The sequence below is a fragment of the Streptomyces capoamus genome, from assembly GCF_014654935.1.
In the GTDB taxonomy this organism is placed as follows: Bacteria; Actinomycetota; Actinomycetes; order Streptomycetales; family Streptomycetaceae; genus Streptomyces; species Streptomyces capoamus.
Genome location: NZ_BNBF01000011.1, coordinates 4,517 through 19,929 on the forward strand (window position 1 = coordinate 4,517; position 15,413 = coordinate 19,929).

Below are 15,413 nucleotides of genomic sequence, written 5' to 3' on the forward strand. Positions count from 1 at the left end.
ATGTTCGGGCCGCCGGTGGCGGCGTCCGGCCAGGTCAGCGCCTGCTCGGTGCACCACCAGTACTCCTCCAGGGTCTCGCCCTTCCAGGCGAAGACCGGGATGCCCTGGGGGTTGTCGGGCGTGCCGTTCGGGCCGACGGCGATGGCGGCGGCCGCGTGGTCCTGGGTGGAGAAGATGTTGCAGGAGGCCCAGCGGACCTGCGCGCCGAGGGCGACCAGGGTCTCGATGAGCACGGCGGTCTGCACGGTCATGTGCAGCGAGCCGGTGATGCGGGCGCCGGCGAGAGGCTGGGCCTCGGCGTACTCCGCGCGGAGCGCCATCAGGCCGGGCATCTCGTGCTCGGCGAGGGTGATCTCCTTGCGGCCGAACTCGGCCAGCGAGAGGTCGGCGACCTTGAAGTCCTGTCGGTTCTCGACAGTCGTCATTGCGAGCTGCTCCTCGGGGTTGGGGCGAGGTGGGTACGGCTGGTCTGCGCGGCGGCGGACACAGGGGTGCCCGAAAGAGGACACGGACATGCCCACGTACGCGCAGCGCAGTCCGTCGGAGGCCCTCTCTCCCTCGGTCGGTCCGCTGGGACCGCCCGACCGCCATCAGCAGCGACGTCTGGCTCCGTCCCAAGCTACACCGGACGGCCCGGTCGGCCCCAGCCCGTCCGGACATGGGCGGGCTCGTTTTCCCCGCACCATCACCCGCACCCCCACCCGTCCTCGGTGTCGCCTCGACCGTGGTGCCGATGCCGGAGGGCAGGTCTGAGCAGCAGCTTTCGCGTGTTCGGGGCGGGAGCAGGGTGGAGCGGGAAGCGGGGACCGGGGGTTCCGGTTCCGTTCGCGGGGTGTCCGGGATGACATCCCGGGAGCGGTGCCGGTCAGTGCCCGGCGGGGTGCGGGGTCGGGCCGCCCGGGGTCGCCTTCGGGTCGGGGCCCGCGGCGGCCTCGGCCTCGCTGTAGATGTCCGGCTCCAGGTAGATGACGCGGGCGATGGGGACGGCGGCGCGGATGCGGGCCTCGGCCGCGTTGATGGCGCTCGCGACCTCGGCGGCCGTGTCGTCGTGCTGAACGGCGATCTTGGCAGCGATCAGCAGCTCCTCGGGGCCGAGGTGCAGCGTACGCATGTGGATGATGCCGGTGACCGTGCGGCCGTCCACGACGGCGGCCTCGATCTTCTTGACGTCCTCGAGGCCGGCGGCCTCGCCGAGCAGCAGCGACTTGGTCTCGGCGGCCAGGACCAGGGCGATCAGGACGAGCAGGACGCCGATGCAGACGGTGCCGATGCCGTCCCAGACGCCGTCGCCGGTGAGCAGGGCCAGGCCGACGCCGCCGAGGGCGAGGGCCAGGCCGATCAGCGCGCCGAAGTCCTCCAGCAGGACCACGGGCAGCTCGGGCGCCTTGGCGCGGCGGATGAACTGGGCCCAGGACAGCTTGCCGCGCAGTTCGTTGGACTCCTTGATGGCCGTCCGGAACGAGAAGCCCTCGGCGATGATCGCGAAGACGAGGACGCCGACCGGCCAGTACCAGTGCTCCAGTTGGTGCGGGTGGCGGATCTTCTCGTAGCCCTCGTAGATCGCGAACATGCCGCCGACGGAGAACAGCACGATCGAGACGAGGAAGGCGTAGATGAACCGTTCGCGGCCGTAGCCGAACGGGTGCTGCGGGGTGGCCTCGCGCTGCGCCCTCTTGCCGCCGACGAGCAGCAGGAACTGGTTGCCGGAGTCGGCGAGCGAGTGGACGCCCTCGGCGAGCATCGAGGAGGACCCGCTGAACGCGAACGCCACGAACTTCGATGCCGCGATCGCGAGATTGGCGCCGAGTGCCGCCACGATCGCCCTGGTACCGCCTGACGCGCTCATGTGTCCGCCTTGTCCCTTCGCCTCTGTCGCCTCATGGCTCCGTCCAGGCGGGTGCCCGCTTTTGCCCGGCCTTTGCCGGTGGGTCATTCTTGCAGCCCGGCCGGGCGGCGCCGCGTCAGGTATCCACCACCCCGGTCATATGATCCGCGGGTCGTCCACGGCCCTGGTCATACGATCACCGTGGCGCGGAACAGCGTGCCCGCGCCCGAGATCCCGGCCCGCTCGCCGGCCGGGACGAAGACCGACTGGCCGGGGCGCAGCTCGTGGTCGCCCGCGCGCACGGTGCCGGCCGTGCACAGGAGGATCTGCGGGGTGTCGCGGGTGAGGTCGTGGGCGGCGCCGCCCTCGGCAAGGACGTACCGGGAGAGCCGGAACTCCTCGGTCGGCGTCTCGTAGACCTCCTCGCCCTCCGGGGAGGCCTCGGGGCGCAGGACGTCCGGGTCGGCCGGCTCGAAGCGGACGATCCGCAGGAGTTCGGGGACGTCGACGTGCTTCGGGGTCAGGCCGCAGCGCAGGACGTTGTCGGAGTTGGCCATGATCTCGACGCCGAGGCCGCTCAGGTAGGCGTGCGGGATGCCGGCGCCGAGGTACAGGGCCTCGCCGGGCTGCAGGCGGACGTGGTTGAGCAGCATGGCCGCGATGACGCCGGGGTCGCCGGGGTAGTGGTGGGCGATGCCGGCGTAAGGGGCGTAGGCGCCGCCGAGGCGGGTGCAGGCGGCGGTGGCCTCGGCGACCGTGTGCGCCATCTCCGCCGGGTCGGCGCTGAGGATCGCGGTGAGGACCTCGCGCAGGGCCGCCTCCTGGGGGCGGGCGTGCAGCAGGTCGGCGTACGGCTTGAGGGAGTCGACGCCGAGCCCGTCGAGCAGGCTCGCGGCCGCGGCGGGGTCGCGGAAGCCGCACAGGCCGTCGAACTCGGTGAGCGCGCAGACCAGTTCGGGCTTGTGGTTGGCGTCCTTGTAGTTGCGGTGCGGGGCGTCGACCGGGATGCCTTGCCGCTCCTCCTCGGCGTACCCCTCCTCGGCCTGCTTCAGGTCGGGGTGGACCTGGAGGGACAGGGGCGCGCCGGCGGCGAGGATCTTGAACAGGAACGGCAGGCGCGGACCGAACCTGGCGACCGCGCGGGCGCCGAGTTCCCGCTCCGGGTCGGCCTCGATGACCTCGGCGAGGGTCCCGCGCGCGGTGCGCGAGGGGGCGCCGGGGTGTGCGCCCATCCACATCTCCGCCTGGGGTTCGCCGGTCGGCTCGGTGCCGAGGAGGTGCGGGATGGCGGTGGGAGAGCCCCAGGCGTAGGGGCGGACGGTGTTGTCGAGGCGGTCCATGTGTCTTCTCTGTCTCCGTACGTGCGCTGCTTCGCCGGTCCTGTCACTGCTTCTCACGCCGCAGCCGGGACGTCGCGCGGTACCGGGGCGGCTGTGGTGCCGTCGGCGGGCGCGGGCGGTCGGCCAGGAGCCAGGTCAGGCCCTCGAAGCGAGCGCCAGGTAAACGGCGGCGAAATCCGTGACGGCAATCAGCTCCGCGAGGGTCTCCAGTTCGCCGCCCTCCTCCGGTTCGAGTTCGCTGACCGGCGTGTCGTGGCTGAGGGCCACGTCGCGGGCGGCGGGGGCGGCGGTGAGGCCGCTGATCGGGCGGTCGCGCAGCAGCACCACGCGCGCGTGCAGCGCGGGCGCCTCCTCCACCCGGTCGCGGAAGAAGTCGTCCGGGTCGGCGCTGGCGGCGAGGGGGCCGGCCAGCAGGGCGCTGTGCGCGGCGAGCGCCTCGGGCAGTTCGGCGACCAGGGCGGGACGGCCGGCGAGTTCGGCGAGGGCGGCGGCGAACCGGCGGCCCGCCGGACCGGCCGGCGCGCCCTCGGTCCACACCACGGGCAGGGCGTCGGCCAGTTCGGCGGCGAGGGTCTTGGCGGGGTTGCTGTAGGTCGCGATGGCGGGGCCGCAGCGTTCGGCGATGTGGTCCAGGCGGTCGGCGACCTTCTCCAGGGCGTCCGGTGCCGCGGCGATCAGGCCGATCCGGTCCAGCAGCGCCAGCAGCGGGGTCAGCAGCGCCCAGAAGACGCCCGGGGAGGACGCGGCGAGCGGTTCCTCCTGGTCGTACGGTGCCGTCGCCATCGGGACGAAGAGGCCGTGCGCGCCGGCGACGGCCTCGGCGAGCGGAGTGTGCGGCGGGGCCACGGCGACGACCGAGCAGCCGCGGCGGTAGGCCTGGTCGGCGAGGAGGGAGAGGCTGGGTTCGCTGCCGTCCGGGGTGGCGATCAGCAGCAGGTCCACGGAGCCGGCCCAGCCCGGCAGCTCCCAGCGCAGGGCGCCCGCGGCCGGGGCGACGCCGGCGGGGGCCAGCCGGACCACGGGGCTGCCGGGGCCGGCGAGCGTGCCGAGGAGGTCGGCGGTGTGGGTGGCGGCGGCGCCGGGGCCGGCGATGAGGACCGCGCGGGGGCGGCCGTCCGGCTTGAGCCGGTCCACGCCGGCCTCGGCGGCGTGCCGGGCGGCGGTGCGGACGCGGGCGCCCGCCTCCGCCGCGCCGCGCAGCAGACCGCGGCGGTCGGCCTCGGCGAGGCCCTCCGGGGTGTCGAGCAGCGATTCGTCCAGCATGGGCGGCAGCCTCCGGTCGCCGGGGATCCTGGGGTCCTACGAGCTGCGGGGCCTCGTCACTCGGGGCGGCGGGCCTCGTCGACCAGCAGGACGGGGATGCCGTCGCGGACCGGGTAGGCGAGGCCGCAGTCCTGTCCCGTGCAGATCAGCTCGGTGTCCTGCTCCTTCAGGGGGGCGTGGCAGGCCGGGCAGGCGAGGATCTCCAGGAGGCCGGCTTCGAGCGCCATGGGGTGTCCCTTCGGGGGGCGGGGGTGGGTGATGGACGTGGATATGCCTGGTCAGGTTACCGCCGATGGGCCGGCGGCTCAGCCCCTGATGATCGCCAGTGCCTCGTCGCGGATCTTCGTCATGGTGGCCTCGTCGGCGGCCTCGGCGTTGAGGCGCAGGAGCGGCTCGGTGTTGGACGGGCGGACGTTGAACCACCAGTCGGGCCCGGCGACCGTGAGGCCGTCGAGGTCGTCCAGGGTGACGTCGGCTCGGCCCTCGTACGCGGCGCGGATCGCGGCGAGGCGGGCGGTCTGGTCGGCGACGGTGGAGTTGATCTCGCCGGAGCCGGTGTAGCGGTCGTACTGGGCGACCAGGGCGGACAGCGGGGCCTCCTGGCCGCCGAGGGCGGCGAGGACGTGCAGGGCGGCCAGCATGCCCGTGTCGGCGTTCCAGAAGTCCTTGAAGTAGTAGTGGGCGGAGTGTTCGCCGCCGAAGATGGCGCCGCTGCGGGCCATCTCGGCCTTGATGAAGGAGTGGCCGACGCGGGTGCGGACCGGGGTGCCGCCGTTCTCCCGGACGACCTCCGGGACCGTGCGGGACGTGATCAGGTTGTGGATGACCGTGCCCTCGCCGCCGTTGCGGGCCAGCTCGCGGGCGGCGACCAGGGCGGTGATCGCGGACGGGGAGACCGGGTCGCCGTTCTCGTCGACGACGAAGCAGCGGTCGGCGTCGCCGTCGAAGGCGATGCCGAGGTCGGCGCCCTCCGCCGGGACCCGCTTCTGCAGGTCCACGAGGTTGGCCGGGTCGAGCGGGTTGGCCTCGTGGTTGGGGAAGGTGCCGTCCAGTTCGAAGTACATCGGGACGAGGGTCAGGGGCAGGCCGGCGAAGACCGGGGGGACCGTGTGGCCGCCCATGCCGTTGCCGGCGTCGACCACGACCTTCAGGGGCCGGATGGAGGTCAGATCGACGAGGGAGCGCAGGTGCGCCGCGTAGTCCTCCAGCGTCTCGCGCGAGGAGAGGGTTCCCGGCCGGTCCACGGGCCGCGGGGCGCCCTCGGCCAGCCAGCGCTCGGCCAGCTCGCGGATCTGCGTGAGGCCGGTGTCCTGGCCGACGGGGGCGGCACCCGCGCGGCACAGCTTGATGCCGTTGTACCGGGCCGGGTTGTGGGAGGCCGTGAACATGGCGCCCGGGAGGTTCAGCGCGCCGGAGGCGTAGTACAGCTGGTCGGTGGAGCACAGGCCGATCTCGGTGACGTCGGCGCCACGGTCCGCCGCGCCGCGCGCGAAGGCACGGGACAGGCCGGGGGACGAGGGCCGCATGTCGTGGCCGACGACGACGGCCGTCGCTCCCGTCACCTCCGCGAAGGCGGCGCCGAAGAGTCCGGCCAGTGCCTCGTCCCACTGGTCCGGGACCACTCCGCGTACGTCGTACGCCTTCACGATCTGCGACAGATCAGCAGTCACGGCCAACCCTCCTGAAGTCCTATGGGTGCCCACAAACTACCCGTCGGGGGTAAGGGAGCGGTGTGCGGACACCGGGTTGGCCCCTGGCGGACCCCCGCCGGTGACGCCCGGACGGACGGGGACCGTCACCCTTGCGGGGGTCGGCGGCCGGGCGGGGCGCTCAGTTGTCCGGGGAGCGCAGCACCCTCAGGTGGCCGCGGCGGGCGACCTCCATGGGGTCCGCGCCGCGGGGGCCGCCACCGCCCGCCTCGGCGGCGCGCTCCTGGGGGCGGGCCGCTTCGCGCACGGCGTTGGCAAGCGCTTCCAGATCGTCCCCGCTGGGCCGTGCGGGCGCGGAGGCGTCCAGGAGGCGTACGACCTCCCAGCCGCGCGGGGCGGTGAGGCGCTCGGAGTGCTCGGCGCACAGGTCGTAGCAGTGGGGTTCGGCGTAGGTGGCGAGCGGGCCGAGGACCGCGGTCGAGTCGGCGTAGACGTACGTCAGCGTCGCGACGGCGGGTCGGCCGCAGGCGGTGCGCGAACAGCGACGTACAGGGCTCACGATGTTGGACGGTACCGCACTCTTGAGCGGGCCGCGACGACTCTCCACCAGGTCACTCCACCGTGTCGTGCTGTGAGACGCCCCACATACCCCTGCGCACAGGGCCTGTTGACCTGCATCGACGGGTTGCCGACGGGTGTCGGGCGGGGCGGTGTCCGGTCATGAGTCGGTACAAACAACGTCAATTGGCTTGAGCCGGCGGTCTCGGAGAGCTACGGAAACGAGCCAGACCTTGGCTGGAATGGTCAGCCCGCGCCAGGGGGCCCGGGGGCCGGTTGCCGCGTGGAAACGCACGTGCGGAGGACACGGGGACTACGCTTCGTCAGTGATGGACAACCGTGTACCGCCCCGTGCCGCCGGCCCTGGGCCCCGTCGTCGCGACCGCCACGGACGGGGCATGCGGGGGCCGATCGCCCCGCCGCAGGTGCCGCTGGCCGCGAGCCGTGCCGAGGTGTTCGCGGACCTGGTGCAGGACTCCGTGGAGCGTCTCGAGCGGCGCTGGCCGCAGCTGGCCGACATCGACTTCCTGGTGCTGGAGGTGCCCCGGCCCGAGGGGCAGGGGGATCAGCTGACGTGGGGGGACGACGCCGTGCCGCTCGGCGGGACCGCTCCCGCGCAGGACGGGCGGCGGGCCCGGGTCGTCGTGTACCGGCGGCCGGTGGAGATCCGCACCAAGGGGCGCGACGAGCGGGCCGCACTGGTGCACGAAGTGGTGGTGGAGCAGGTGGCGGAGCTGCTCGGGCTGACGCCGGAGACGGTGGATCCCCGGTACGGGGAGGACTAGACGCCCTCCCCGGGCGCCTACTTCTGCAGGACCGACAGGTCCTGCTCCGTCCGGGGCACCGCGACCGTTCCGTGGTCGTCCGGGAGGGTCTGGACGGTGAAGGCGGGGACGCCCCCCTCGGTGGCGGCGAGGGTGCGGGAGGCGTAGACGGGGCCGCCGGAGACCGGTTCGACCGTGAGGGCGTACGTGCCCTTCAGGCCGGCCGGGGCCGGGGCGCCGACGTCCTGGGTGGTGCCGGACTTGATCGTGAACGTCTTGGTCACCGGGGTGCCGCCCTCGCTGCCGGCGGAGGCGGTGACCTTGACCGTGGCCGTGCCGCCGGGGGCGGTCAGGGCGAGCGTCGTGCCCTTGGCGCTGTTGTCGGCGGAGGTCGCGCGGGCGCCGACGGGAGCGGTGGCCGGGATGAACGCCGTTTCCCGCTTGTCGCCCTTGCCCCGGACGACCTGGAGGGCCGCCACGACCGGGACCGCCTGGTCGCTGGGGGTGAGGACGAGGGAGCCGGCCTCGCCCCGGGTGACGTCACCGAGGTCGACCGCCGTCGTCATGCCGGACTTGACGTGCGCCGTCTCGTGCCCGGCCGGGGTGATCAGGCCGTCGGGCGAGGCCAGGCGGATCTTCAGGTCGGCGTCGTCGTCGCCGGGGGCGAACGCGATCAGCCGGACGTCGGTGGCGTCCTTCGGGATGCCGGGCAGGACCAGGCTGCCGGACGGGTCCGCGGCGGCGGCCAGCCAGTCGCCGCCCGCCTTGTCGTCCAGGGCCTGCACGGCCGCGCCGACCCGGCCGCTGCGCACGCTGACGTGCACGGTCAGGTCGTCCTGCCGCTCGTCGGTGAGCGTGGGGAGCAGGACCGGCTCGCTCGCGTGCGGCTTGACCGTGAGGTTCTCGCCCAGCGGGGACTTGATCGCGCCGTCCTTGCCGTACAGCTCGATGTCGACCACGGCGGCGGAGTCGTCCGGGTTGGTCAGATGGACGTAGTCGGTGCGGCCGGTGGCCGTGGCGGCGCCGGGGAACCAGAACTCGGTGTCGGCGCCGGTGCAATTGACGCCCAGCAGGCCCCGGCCGGTGCCGGCGACGACCTCGGTGGTCTCCTGGACGGTCCAGCCAGGCGCGAACCCGCCGTCCGCCGTGCCGATCAGCGCGGGCGTGTCGGCGCCGGAGGTCTCCCCCGTGGCCGGCGTGCCCGGCGCCTTCGGGGTGAGCACCGGCTCACCGGCCTTCTTCCCGGCGCCCTGGCCGGCCTTGCCGCTCTTGCCGCCCTTTCCTCCCTCGCCGCCTTCCGTGCCGTCCGCCGACTGTCCGGTGGCCGCCCGCAACCGGGCCGCGCCGCCGCCGGCGGCGCCCTTGGTGACGGGCGTGAACGACGTGTAGGCCGTGTCGGCGATGTCCGACATGCTCGGCGCGGGGCACAGCAGGCCGGTGCGCTCCACGGGCAGCTGGGCGGCCGAGCCGGGCGCGGCGGCGCCGGACGCGGACGGCGTGTCGAACGCGGCGAACGCGGTGACGGCGGCCAGCGCGGTCGTACCGGCGATCAGGGACAGGGTGGTGCGCTTCACTGCTGGCTCCCGTCGGGGCGCTGGCTGCCGGTGCCGTGGGGGTGCTGGTCCTGGTCGTGACCCTGCCGGGCGGGGTCGTACGCCGGGTCGTACCCCTGCTGCTGGTAGGCCGCCGGGTCGTACGGCATCTGGTCGTCGGTGCCGTGGTACGCGTACGGGTCGTAGGGCGCCGTCTGGTAGGGGTCGGGCTGCTGGTAGGCCTGCGGGTCGTAGCCCGTCGCGGTCCGGTACGGGTCCGTGTCGTAACCGGCGTGTCCGGTGTTCCCGTACGTGGTCCACTCGTCATACGACTGCTGCTGCGGTACGGCGGCCGGCGGCTGCTCGGGCTGCGCGGGCGCGGCGGGGGGTTCCCCGGCGGAGGTGCCCTCGGCGGCGGCCTCCTCGGCCTGGGCGCGCAGGCGGCGGGCACGGCGGCCCTCGCCGGCGGTGGCCTGGGCGGGCAGGGGCTGCTCCTCGGGCAGGTCGTCGTCGACGTCGCGGCGGCGGCCGGGCAGAGCGAGGACGACGAGGACGACCGCGAGCGCGCCCTGCGCCCAGAGCCAGGCGGTGTGGGCGATCGGGGCGTCGTAGGTGACGTCCAGCCTGCCTCCGGAGGCGGGGAGCCGGAAGCCCTGGGCCCAGCCGTCGACGGTGGTGCGGGTGAGCGGCTTGCCGTCGAGGGTGGCCGTCCAGCCGTCGGCGGCGCTGTCGGCGAGGCGCAGGACACGGCCGGCGGAGCCGGCGGGGACCGTCGTGTGGATCTCGACCGGCCCCGCGGTGACCGGCAGGGCCTTGCCGGGTCCGGAGGCGGGCACGATGGCCGCGCGGGCGACGTCCTGGCCGACGCGCCACAGGGCGTTGCCCTGCTGGCGGCTGAGCCGGGACAGACCGGGGGTGGCGTCGAGAATGCGGGTGATCTCGCGGGGGGCGCCCTTGTGGACGAGGACGTAGCGCACGGCGAAGCCGCCCAGCTCGTCGGCCTGGTCGGCGCCGGAGCCGGCGACGAGATTGGCGACGATCTTGTCCAGGCGGGCGTTCTCGCCGTCGGCGGCGGCGATCTCGGCGTCGCCCATGCGGGCGCCGGAGCCGCGGACCAGGGTGTAGCGCACGCGGGCGGCGGAGTCGCTGTCGAGGACCAGGGTCCGCGCCTGGTCGCCGCCCGAGGAGTCCTCGGCGACGAACGCGGGCACCTGGGCGGGGTCACGGCGCTCCAGGGGGCCGTCGGCGCCGCCGATCATCCAGCCGGCGGCGACGAGCAGCGGGCCGGCGGCCGAGGCGAACGCGATCAGGGCGGCGACGGGCTGGCGCCAGCCGAAGCTCTGCTCGGCCACGCGCGCGCGGGCGCCGTCGGCACCCAGGGCGGCGGCGGCCAGCAGGGCGATGCCGTAGACGAGGGTGGCCGGTCCGGCCCAGGCGGACTTGTTGGACAGGACCGCGAGGACGAGGCCGACCAGGGCGACGGCCCACGCGGTGCGGATGCCGAGCTGCCGCTCGGAGCGCAGCAGGGCGGCGAGGGCGGCGAGCACGATGCCGATGAGCAGCAGGCCGTCCGCGGTGCCGGGGCCGCCGGGAGTGGCGCCGAGCAGGTCGAGCGCGGAGGCGGCCGAGGTGCCGTACTCCAGGCCGGCCTCGCGGAAGAAGCCGGTCGGCAGCAGCGTCAGCGACCAGGGGGCCAGGACCAGCAGCGGGGTGCCGAGCTGGGCGAGGAAGCGCAGGCCGTGGGCGACGAGGTCGCGGCGGCGCAGCACCAGCACGCCCAGGCCGCAGATCAGCGCGATCGGCCAGACGACCGGGGTGAAGGCGGTGGTGACGGTCAGCAGCAGCGCGTACGCCCAGGTGGCGCGCCAGCTGCCGCGCGCGCCCGTGCGGTGGGCCAGGCCGCTCGCGGCGACGCCCGCGCGCGCGATGAGCGGCAGCAGCACGGCGAGGACGGCGGTGCCGACGCGGCCGCCGGCCAGGGCGCCGGTGGTGGCGGGCAGGAAGGCGTAGGCGATCGCCGCCCACGCGCGCAGCAGCCGGGAGGTGACCAGGGGCCGGGAGGCGAAGTAGGCCGTGCACCCGGCGAGCGGGACCGAGCAGACCAGCAGGACGGTGACGGCGAGGCCGGTGGAGCCGAACAGGATCGTGGCGAGGGTGGCGACGATCGCCAGGTAGGGCGGCGCGGACGGGGTGCCGCCGGCGCCCACCGGGTGCCAGGCGTCCAGGTAGCGGGACCACAGGTCGCCGGCGTCGGCCGGGGCGGGCAGCAGGACGCCGCCGGCGAGGGCGCCGCCGCCGAGCAGGGCGCGGCAGGCGACGAAGGAGACGCCCAGCAGCGCGAGGAAGAGCACGGGGCCGGGCCTGCGGGCGATGCGCTTGAGCCGGGCGAACTGCTCGACCTCCAGGAACTCGGCGTCGTCGCCGCCGGGTCCGGACTCCACGGCGCCGCCGTGCCGGCCGGCGGAGGAGGTGTCGGTGTCGCTGCCGCTGGTGAAACTGCCCGCGATCTGCTCCACGGTGGCCCGGACGGTGGCGCCGGGCGGCGGGAACAGCTGGCGCAGTTCGCCCTTGTCGATCCGGGCGGGGCCGCGGCTGCGCCGGGCGGCGAGGATCCGTTCGGGCCGCAGCAGGGTGCTCAGCAGGCCGCGGATCTCGTCGACGGCCTGGCCGGGCACCTTGCCGACGAGGTAGGCGAGGGTGCGCAGGACGGTGCCGAGGACGAGCCGCAGCAGCACCCAGGGCAGGGCGGCCGTACGGGTGTTGACGAGCAGGGTGTAGACGGCGCCGGCCTTGTCGACCTTGTGCGGGGAGGCGGTGGTGCGGCCGGCGCAGTCGACCGTGCGGCGCTCGCGGGAGGCGGCCTCGGCGTGCCGGACGACCGCGTCGGGGGCGATCAGGACGCGGTGGCCGGCGGTGTGGGCGCGCCAGCACAGGTCGACGTCGTCGCGCATGAGGGGCAGCCGGCGGTCGAAACCGCCGAGCTGTTCGAAGACGTCACGGCGGACGAGCATGCCGGCGGTGGACACCGACAGCACGGTGCGGACGTGGTCGTGCTGGCCCTGGTCCTGTTCGCGGCGGTCCAGGCCGGTCCAGCGGCGGCCGGAGTTGGCGATGGAGACGCCGACCTCCAGCAGTTGGCGGCGGTCGTACCAGCCGCGCAGCTTGGGGCCGACGACCGCGACGTCGTCGCGGCCCAGTTCGAGTTCGTTGTCGACGACCCGCAGCAGCTGGGCGAGGGCGTCGGGTTCGGGGGCGCTGTCGTCGTGCAGCAGCCACAGCCAGTGGACGGGTTCGCCGTGCGGCAGCTCGGGCAGGTCGTAGGCGTCGTCGCGCCAGGTGCGGCTGACGGGGTCCCAGCCGCTGGGGCGCTTGAGGTACGGCAGGTCCTCGGGGGTGAGGACGGGCGCGTTGCGGCTCGCCTCCTCCACGGCCTGGCCGAAGCCGGTGCGGCGGGCCAGGTGCAGCACCCGGGCGTCGCCGAGGGCGTCGGTGAGCAGCCGGGCGGAGTCGTCCGCGCTGCCGGTGTCGGCGGCCACCGCGTACTGCACGGGGCGCTCCTGGCCGAGCAGCCCGGCGAGCGCGTCGGGCAGCCAGCGGGCGCCGTCGTGGGAGACGAGGACCGCGGTCACCACATGACGCGGGAACTCGGGCGGGCGGGTCGGGTCGGACCCAGCGGTGGCGGCGCCGGTCAGGGCGGCCTCATGGCTGTGCACGGACATCGAGGTACGGGCCCCGGTTCGATGGACTGCGGTGGACGCCCGCGTCTTCTCGGGGGGCGAGGGGACAGCGGGGCGTCTCGGACGAGCGACCACACTATCGGCTGGGCATGACGACGGCCCGCCGCCTGTGGACAACCCATGGGCGACGGGCCGTTCGTGACGTGTTCGGCCGTAGGTGCGGTCACACGGCGGCCTTCTTCAGGCGGCGGCGTTCCCGCTCGGACAGGCCGCCCCAGATACCGAAGCGCTCGTCGTTGGCGAGGGCGTACTCGAGGCACTCGGAACGGACCTCGCAGGCGAGGCAGACCTTCTTGGCCTCTCTGGTGGAGCCGCCCTTCTCGGGGAAGAAGGACTCGGGGTCGGTCTGGGCGCACAGCGCGCGCTCCTGCCAGCCGAGTTCCTCGTCCGCGTCGTCGACCAGCAGTTGCTGCACCAGCTCGGTCATGTGCGCCCCTCGTCCGTCTTTCGCGTCCCCGTGCGTAGCCGTTACCGATGGCGGCTGAACGACACGAGTGAAATTACAAGTGTGCTGCTCCGGGCGAGTCAAGCCGAGATCTGCTATTGGGCCCGTTATTCACTCTGCGGAACCAAGGCCGTGCGGAAAGTGTTCAAATCGCCATATACCTTGACACGCAGCTGGGCCCACGGGAGCGGCCGAACCCCCGTACAGAACTCTGTACGGAGAAGGACGTCCCCGTGTTCGATCGCGTTCCGCGAGGCTCGAGCGCTCGGATGTGCCCCATGTGTCCCGACCTCCAGGTGAGCAAACCTTTCGCCGCGCAGTTGGACCGGATGAGGTGAACCATGTCCCACATACCGGGCGCGGAGTTGACAGTGCGGGTGTGAACCGGTGTCCTAGTGGGCATGCTCGCGAACTTGGCACTCACCTCGACCCGCACCGCCGGGTCCCTCGGTGCTGCCCGCGCGCGTTGCAGCTGTTGTTGCTGTCCCAGCTGTTGAGCGATCCCGCTCCGGCTGTTCCCGAGCCCATCCCGGCCCGGTCGCGTCTTCCGCTCGGTGACCCCTCGTCCAGGGCACCCCGCCCGTCCGTGACCCGGGCGGACGGCAGGCGTCACCCCAGCACCAGCCCCCCACTCTTCCGCCGAGGACCAGCGCACCCGATGAACAGCGACAACGACCTCCAGATCGCCGGCGACATCCTCGAGGTCCCGCACCTGCTGCAGCCGCCGCGCGAGCACCCGGCCACCGTCGCCGAGTTCGTGGGACTCGCCCGCGCGATCGCCGCCGACCGCGCCCAGTGGGCCCACCTCGTCCGGTACGACGCCACCACCCGCTGGTACCACCGGCTGCGCACGGGCCCCGGCTACGAGGTGTGGCTGCTGTCCTGGGTGCCCGGGCAGGGCAGTGGGCGGCACGACCACGGTCCCTCCTCCGGCGTGCTCACCGTCCTCGAGGGCACCCTCACCGAGCGCACCGAGCGCGGCACGCGCGCGCTGGCGGCGGGTTCCCAGCGGGTGTTCGCGCCGGGGTACGTCCACGAGGTCGTCAACGACGCGCTGGAACCGGCGGTCAGCCTGCACGTGTACCACCCCGGCCTGACCGAGATGCCGATGCACGCCTCCCCGCACTGCGACGCGCGGACCGCGCCGGGTGCGCTGACTGCCTGACGCGTGTCGACTGCCTGACGCGTTGTCGGACCCGCCTGCAAGACTTGCCCCATGCGCATTGTGGTTCTGGCAGGCGGCATCGGCGGTGCCCGTTTCCTGCGCGGTCTGAAGCGGGCCGTGCCGGACGCGGACATCACCGTCATCGGCAACACCGGCGACGACATCCACCTCTTCGGGCTGAAGGTCTGCCCGGACCTCGACACGGTGATGTACACGCTCGGCGGCGGCATCAACGAGGAGCAGGGCTGGGGGCGGTCGGACGAGACCTTCCACCTCAAGGAGGAACTGGCGGCCTACGGCGTCGGCCCGGAGTGGTTCGGGCTGGGCGACCGGGACTTCGCCACGCACATCGTGCGGACGCAGATGCTGGGCGCCGGCTATCCGCTGAGCGCGGTCACCGAGGCGCTGTGCGACCGCTGGAAGCCGGGCGTGCGCCTCATCCCGATGACCGACGACCGCGTCGAGACGCACGTGGCCGTCGAGCTGGACGGCGAACGCAAGGCGGTCCACTTCCAGGAGTACTGGGTGAAGCTGCGCGCCTCGGTCCCGGCCGAGGCGGTCGTCCCGGTCGGCGCCGAGCAGGCGAAGCCGGCCCCGGGCGTGCTGGAGGCCATCGCGGAGGCGGACGTCATCCTCTTCCCGCCGTCCAACCCGGTCGTGTCCATCGGCACCATCCTCGCCGTGCCCGGCATCCGGGAGGCCATCGCCGAGGCGGGCGTACCGGTGATCGGCCTCTCCCCGATCGTCGGGGACGCGCCGGTGCGCGGCATGGCCGACAAGGTGCTCGCCGCGGTCGGCGTGGAGTCCACGGCCGCCGCGGTCGCCGAGCACTACGGCTCCGGGCTGCTGGACGGCTGGCTGGTCGACACCGTCGACGCCGGCGCGGTCGAGCGGATCGAGGCCGACGGCATCCGCTGCCGGGCCGTACCGCTGATGATGACCGACGTGGAGGCCACCGCGCGGATGGTGCGCGAGGCGCTCGCGCTCGCCGAGGAGGTGCGGGGGGCGTGAGCGCGACGACGTCCGCCGGGCCGGCCGAGCGGCCCGGGTACCGGGTCTGGGCCCTGTCCGGCATCCCCGAGGTGCGGCCGGGCGACGACGTCGCCAAGCTGATCGCCGCGGCCGAGCCCGGCCT

At 74.0% G+C, this 15,413-nt stretch carries 13 protein-coding genes and 1 pseudogene; 4 read left to right on the forward strand and 10 right to left on the reverse strand.

Annotated elements, in window-relative coordinates:
- The 7 genes from IE312_RS40755 to IE312_RS18580 all read right to left on the reverse strand — a co-directional run.
- Positions 1-425: adenosylhomocysteinase (locus IE312_RS40755; protein WP_229900070.1), on the reverse strand; the 425-nt coding region annotated here is incomplete at its 3' end.
- 440 nt (positions 426-865) lie between these two features.
- Complete coding sequence (locus tag IE312_RS18555) at positions 866-1,846, reverse strand: cation diffusion facilitator family transporter (protein WP_189983183.1); 981 nt, start codon at positions 1,844-1,846, stop codon at positions 866-868.
- 167 nt (positions 1,847-2,013) lie between these two features.
- Complete coding sequence (gene manA, locus IE312_RS18560; protein ID WP_189983185.1) at positions 2,014-3,165, reverse strand: mannose-6-phosphate isomerase, class I; 1,152 nt, start codon at positions 3,163-3,165, stop codon at positions 2,014-2,016.
- 135 nt (positions 3,166-3,300) lie between these two features.
- Complete coding sequence (locus IE312_RS18565; RefSeq protein WP_189983187.1) at positions 3,301-4,428, reverse strand: SIS domain-containing protein; 1,128 nt, start codon at positions 4,426-4,428, stop codon at positions 3,301-3,303.
- Between the two features lie 56 nt (positions 4,429-4,484).
- Positions 4,485-4,655, reverse strand: coding sequence for a Trm112 family protein (locus IE312_RS18570; RefSeq protein WP_189983189.1), 171 nt, complete (start codon positions 4,653-4,655; stop codon positions 4,485-4,487).
- Positions 4,656-4,733: 78 nt separating this feature from the next.
- Complete coding sequence (locus IE312_RS18575; protein ID WP_189983191.1) at positions 4,734-6,098, reverse strand: phosphomannomutase/phosphoglucomutase; 1,365 nt, start codon at positions 6,096-6,098, stop codon at positions 4,734-4,736.
- 160 nt (positions 6,099-6,258) lie between these two features.
- Complete coding sequence (locus IE312_RS18580; RefSeq protein WP_189983194.1) at positions 6,259-6,684, reverse strand: DUF3499 domain-containing protein; 426 nt, start codon at positions 6,682-6,684, stop codon at positions 6,259-6,261.
- Positions 6,685-6,964: 280 nt separating this feature from the next.
- Here IE312_RS18580 and IE312_RS18585 point away from each other — a divergent pair, with 280 nt between their 5' ends.
- Positions 6,965-7,420: a metallopeptidase family protein gene (locus IE312_RS18585; RefSeq protein ID WP_189983548.1), complete on the forward strand. Its 456-nt coding sequence runs from the start codon at positions 6,965-6,967 to the stop codon at positions 7,418-7,420.
- Between the two features lie 17 nt (positions 7,421-7,437).
- Here the strand turns inward: IE312_RS18585 and IE312_RS18590 are convergent, their stop codons facing one another.
- The 3 genes from IE312_RS18590 to IE312_RS18600 form a co-directional block, all read right to left on the reverse strand.
- On the reverse strand, positions 7,438-8,973 hold the full coding sequence (locus IE312_RS18590) for a DUF5719 family protein (RefSeq protein ID WP_189983196.1): 1,536 nt from the start codon (positions 8,971-8,973) through the stop codon (positions 7,438-7,440).
- Entirely contained in the window at positions 8,970-12,650 is a 3,681-nt protein-coding gene (locus tag IE312_RS18595; protein ID WP_229900072.1) for a glycosyltransferase family 2 protein, read from the reverse strand. The genes IE312_RS18590 and IE312_RS18595 overlap by 4 nt, the downstream gene beginning before the upstream one ends.
- Positions 12,651-12,831: 181 nt before the next feature.
- Positions 12,832-13,095, reverse strand: a complete 264-nt coding sequence (locus tag IE312_RS18600) for a WhiB family transcriptional regulator (protein ID WP_003975777.1) — start codon at positions 13,093-13,095, stop codon at positions 12,832-12,834.
- A gap of 676 nt (positions 13,096-13,771) precedes the next feature.
- On the opposite strand from IE312_RS18600, the gene IE312_RS18605 reads away from it, so the two are divergent.
- The 3 genes and pseudogenes from IE312_RS18605 to IE312_RS44300 all read left to right on the forward strand — a co-directional run.
- Complete coding sequence (locus IE312_RS18605) at positions 13,772-14,278, forward strand: cysteine dioxygenase (RefSeq protein WP_189983199.1); 507 nt, start codon at positions 13,772-13,774, stop codon at positions 14,276-14,278.
- Between the two features lie 51 nt (positions 14,279-14,329).
- Positions 14,330-15,289: a 2-phospho-L-lactate transferase gene (cofD, locus tag IE312_RS18610; RefSeq protein ID WP_189983201.1), complete on the forward strand. Its 960-nt coding sequence runs from the start codon at positions 14,330-14,332 to the stop codon at positions 15,287-15,289.
- Positions 15,193-15,413 (forward strand): annotated as a pseudogene (locus IE312_RS44300) (hypothetical protein); the annotation flags it as partial. The gene cofD and the pseudogene IE312_RS44300, both read left to right, overlap by 97 nt.

Excerpts from the sequence above, each read along its gene's own strand:
- IE312_RS18555 (WP_189983183.1), bottom strand. The coding sequence starts at position 1,846 with ATGAGCGCGTCAGGCGGTACCAGGGCGATCGTGGCGGCACTCGGCGCC.
- manA (WP_189983185.1), bottom strand. The coding sequence starts at position 3,165 with ATGGACCGCCTCGACAACACCGTCCGCCCCTACGCCTGGGGCTCTCCC.
- IE312_RS18565 (WP_189983187.1), bottom strand. The coding sequence starts at position 4,428 with ATGCTGGACGAATCGCTGCTCGACACCCCGGAGGGCCTCGCCGAGGCC.
- IE312_RS18570 (WP_189983189.1), bottom strand. The coding sequence starts at position 4,655 with ATGGCGCTCGAAGCCGGCCTCCTGGAGATCCTCGCCTGCCCGGCCTGC.
- IE312_RS18585 (WP_189983548.1), top strand. The coding sequence starts at position 6,965 with ATGGACAACCGTGTACCGCCCCGTGCCGCCGGCCCTGGGCCCCGTCGT.
- IE312_RS18595 (WP_229900072.1), bottom strand. The coding sequence starts at position 12,650 with ATGTCCGTGCACAGCCATGAGGCCGCCCTGACCGGCGCCGCCACCGCT.
- IE312_RS18600 (WP_003975777.1), bottom strand. The coding sequence starts at position 13,095 with ATGACCGAGCTGGTGCAGCAACTGCTGGTCGACGACGCGGACGAGGAA.
- IE312_RS18605 (WP_189983199.1), top strand. The coding sequence starts at position 13,772 with ATGAACAGCGACAACGACCTCCAGATCGCCGGCGACATCCTCGAGGTC.
- cofD (WP_189983201.1), top strand. The coding sequence starts at position 14,330 with ATGCGCATTGTGGTTCTGGCAGGCGGCATCGGCGGTGCCCGTTTCCTG.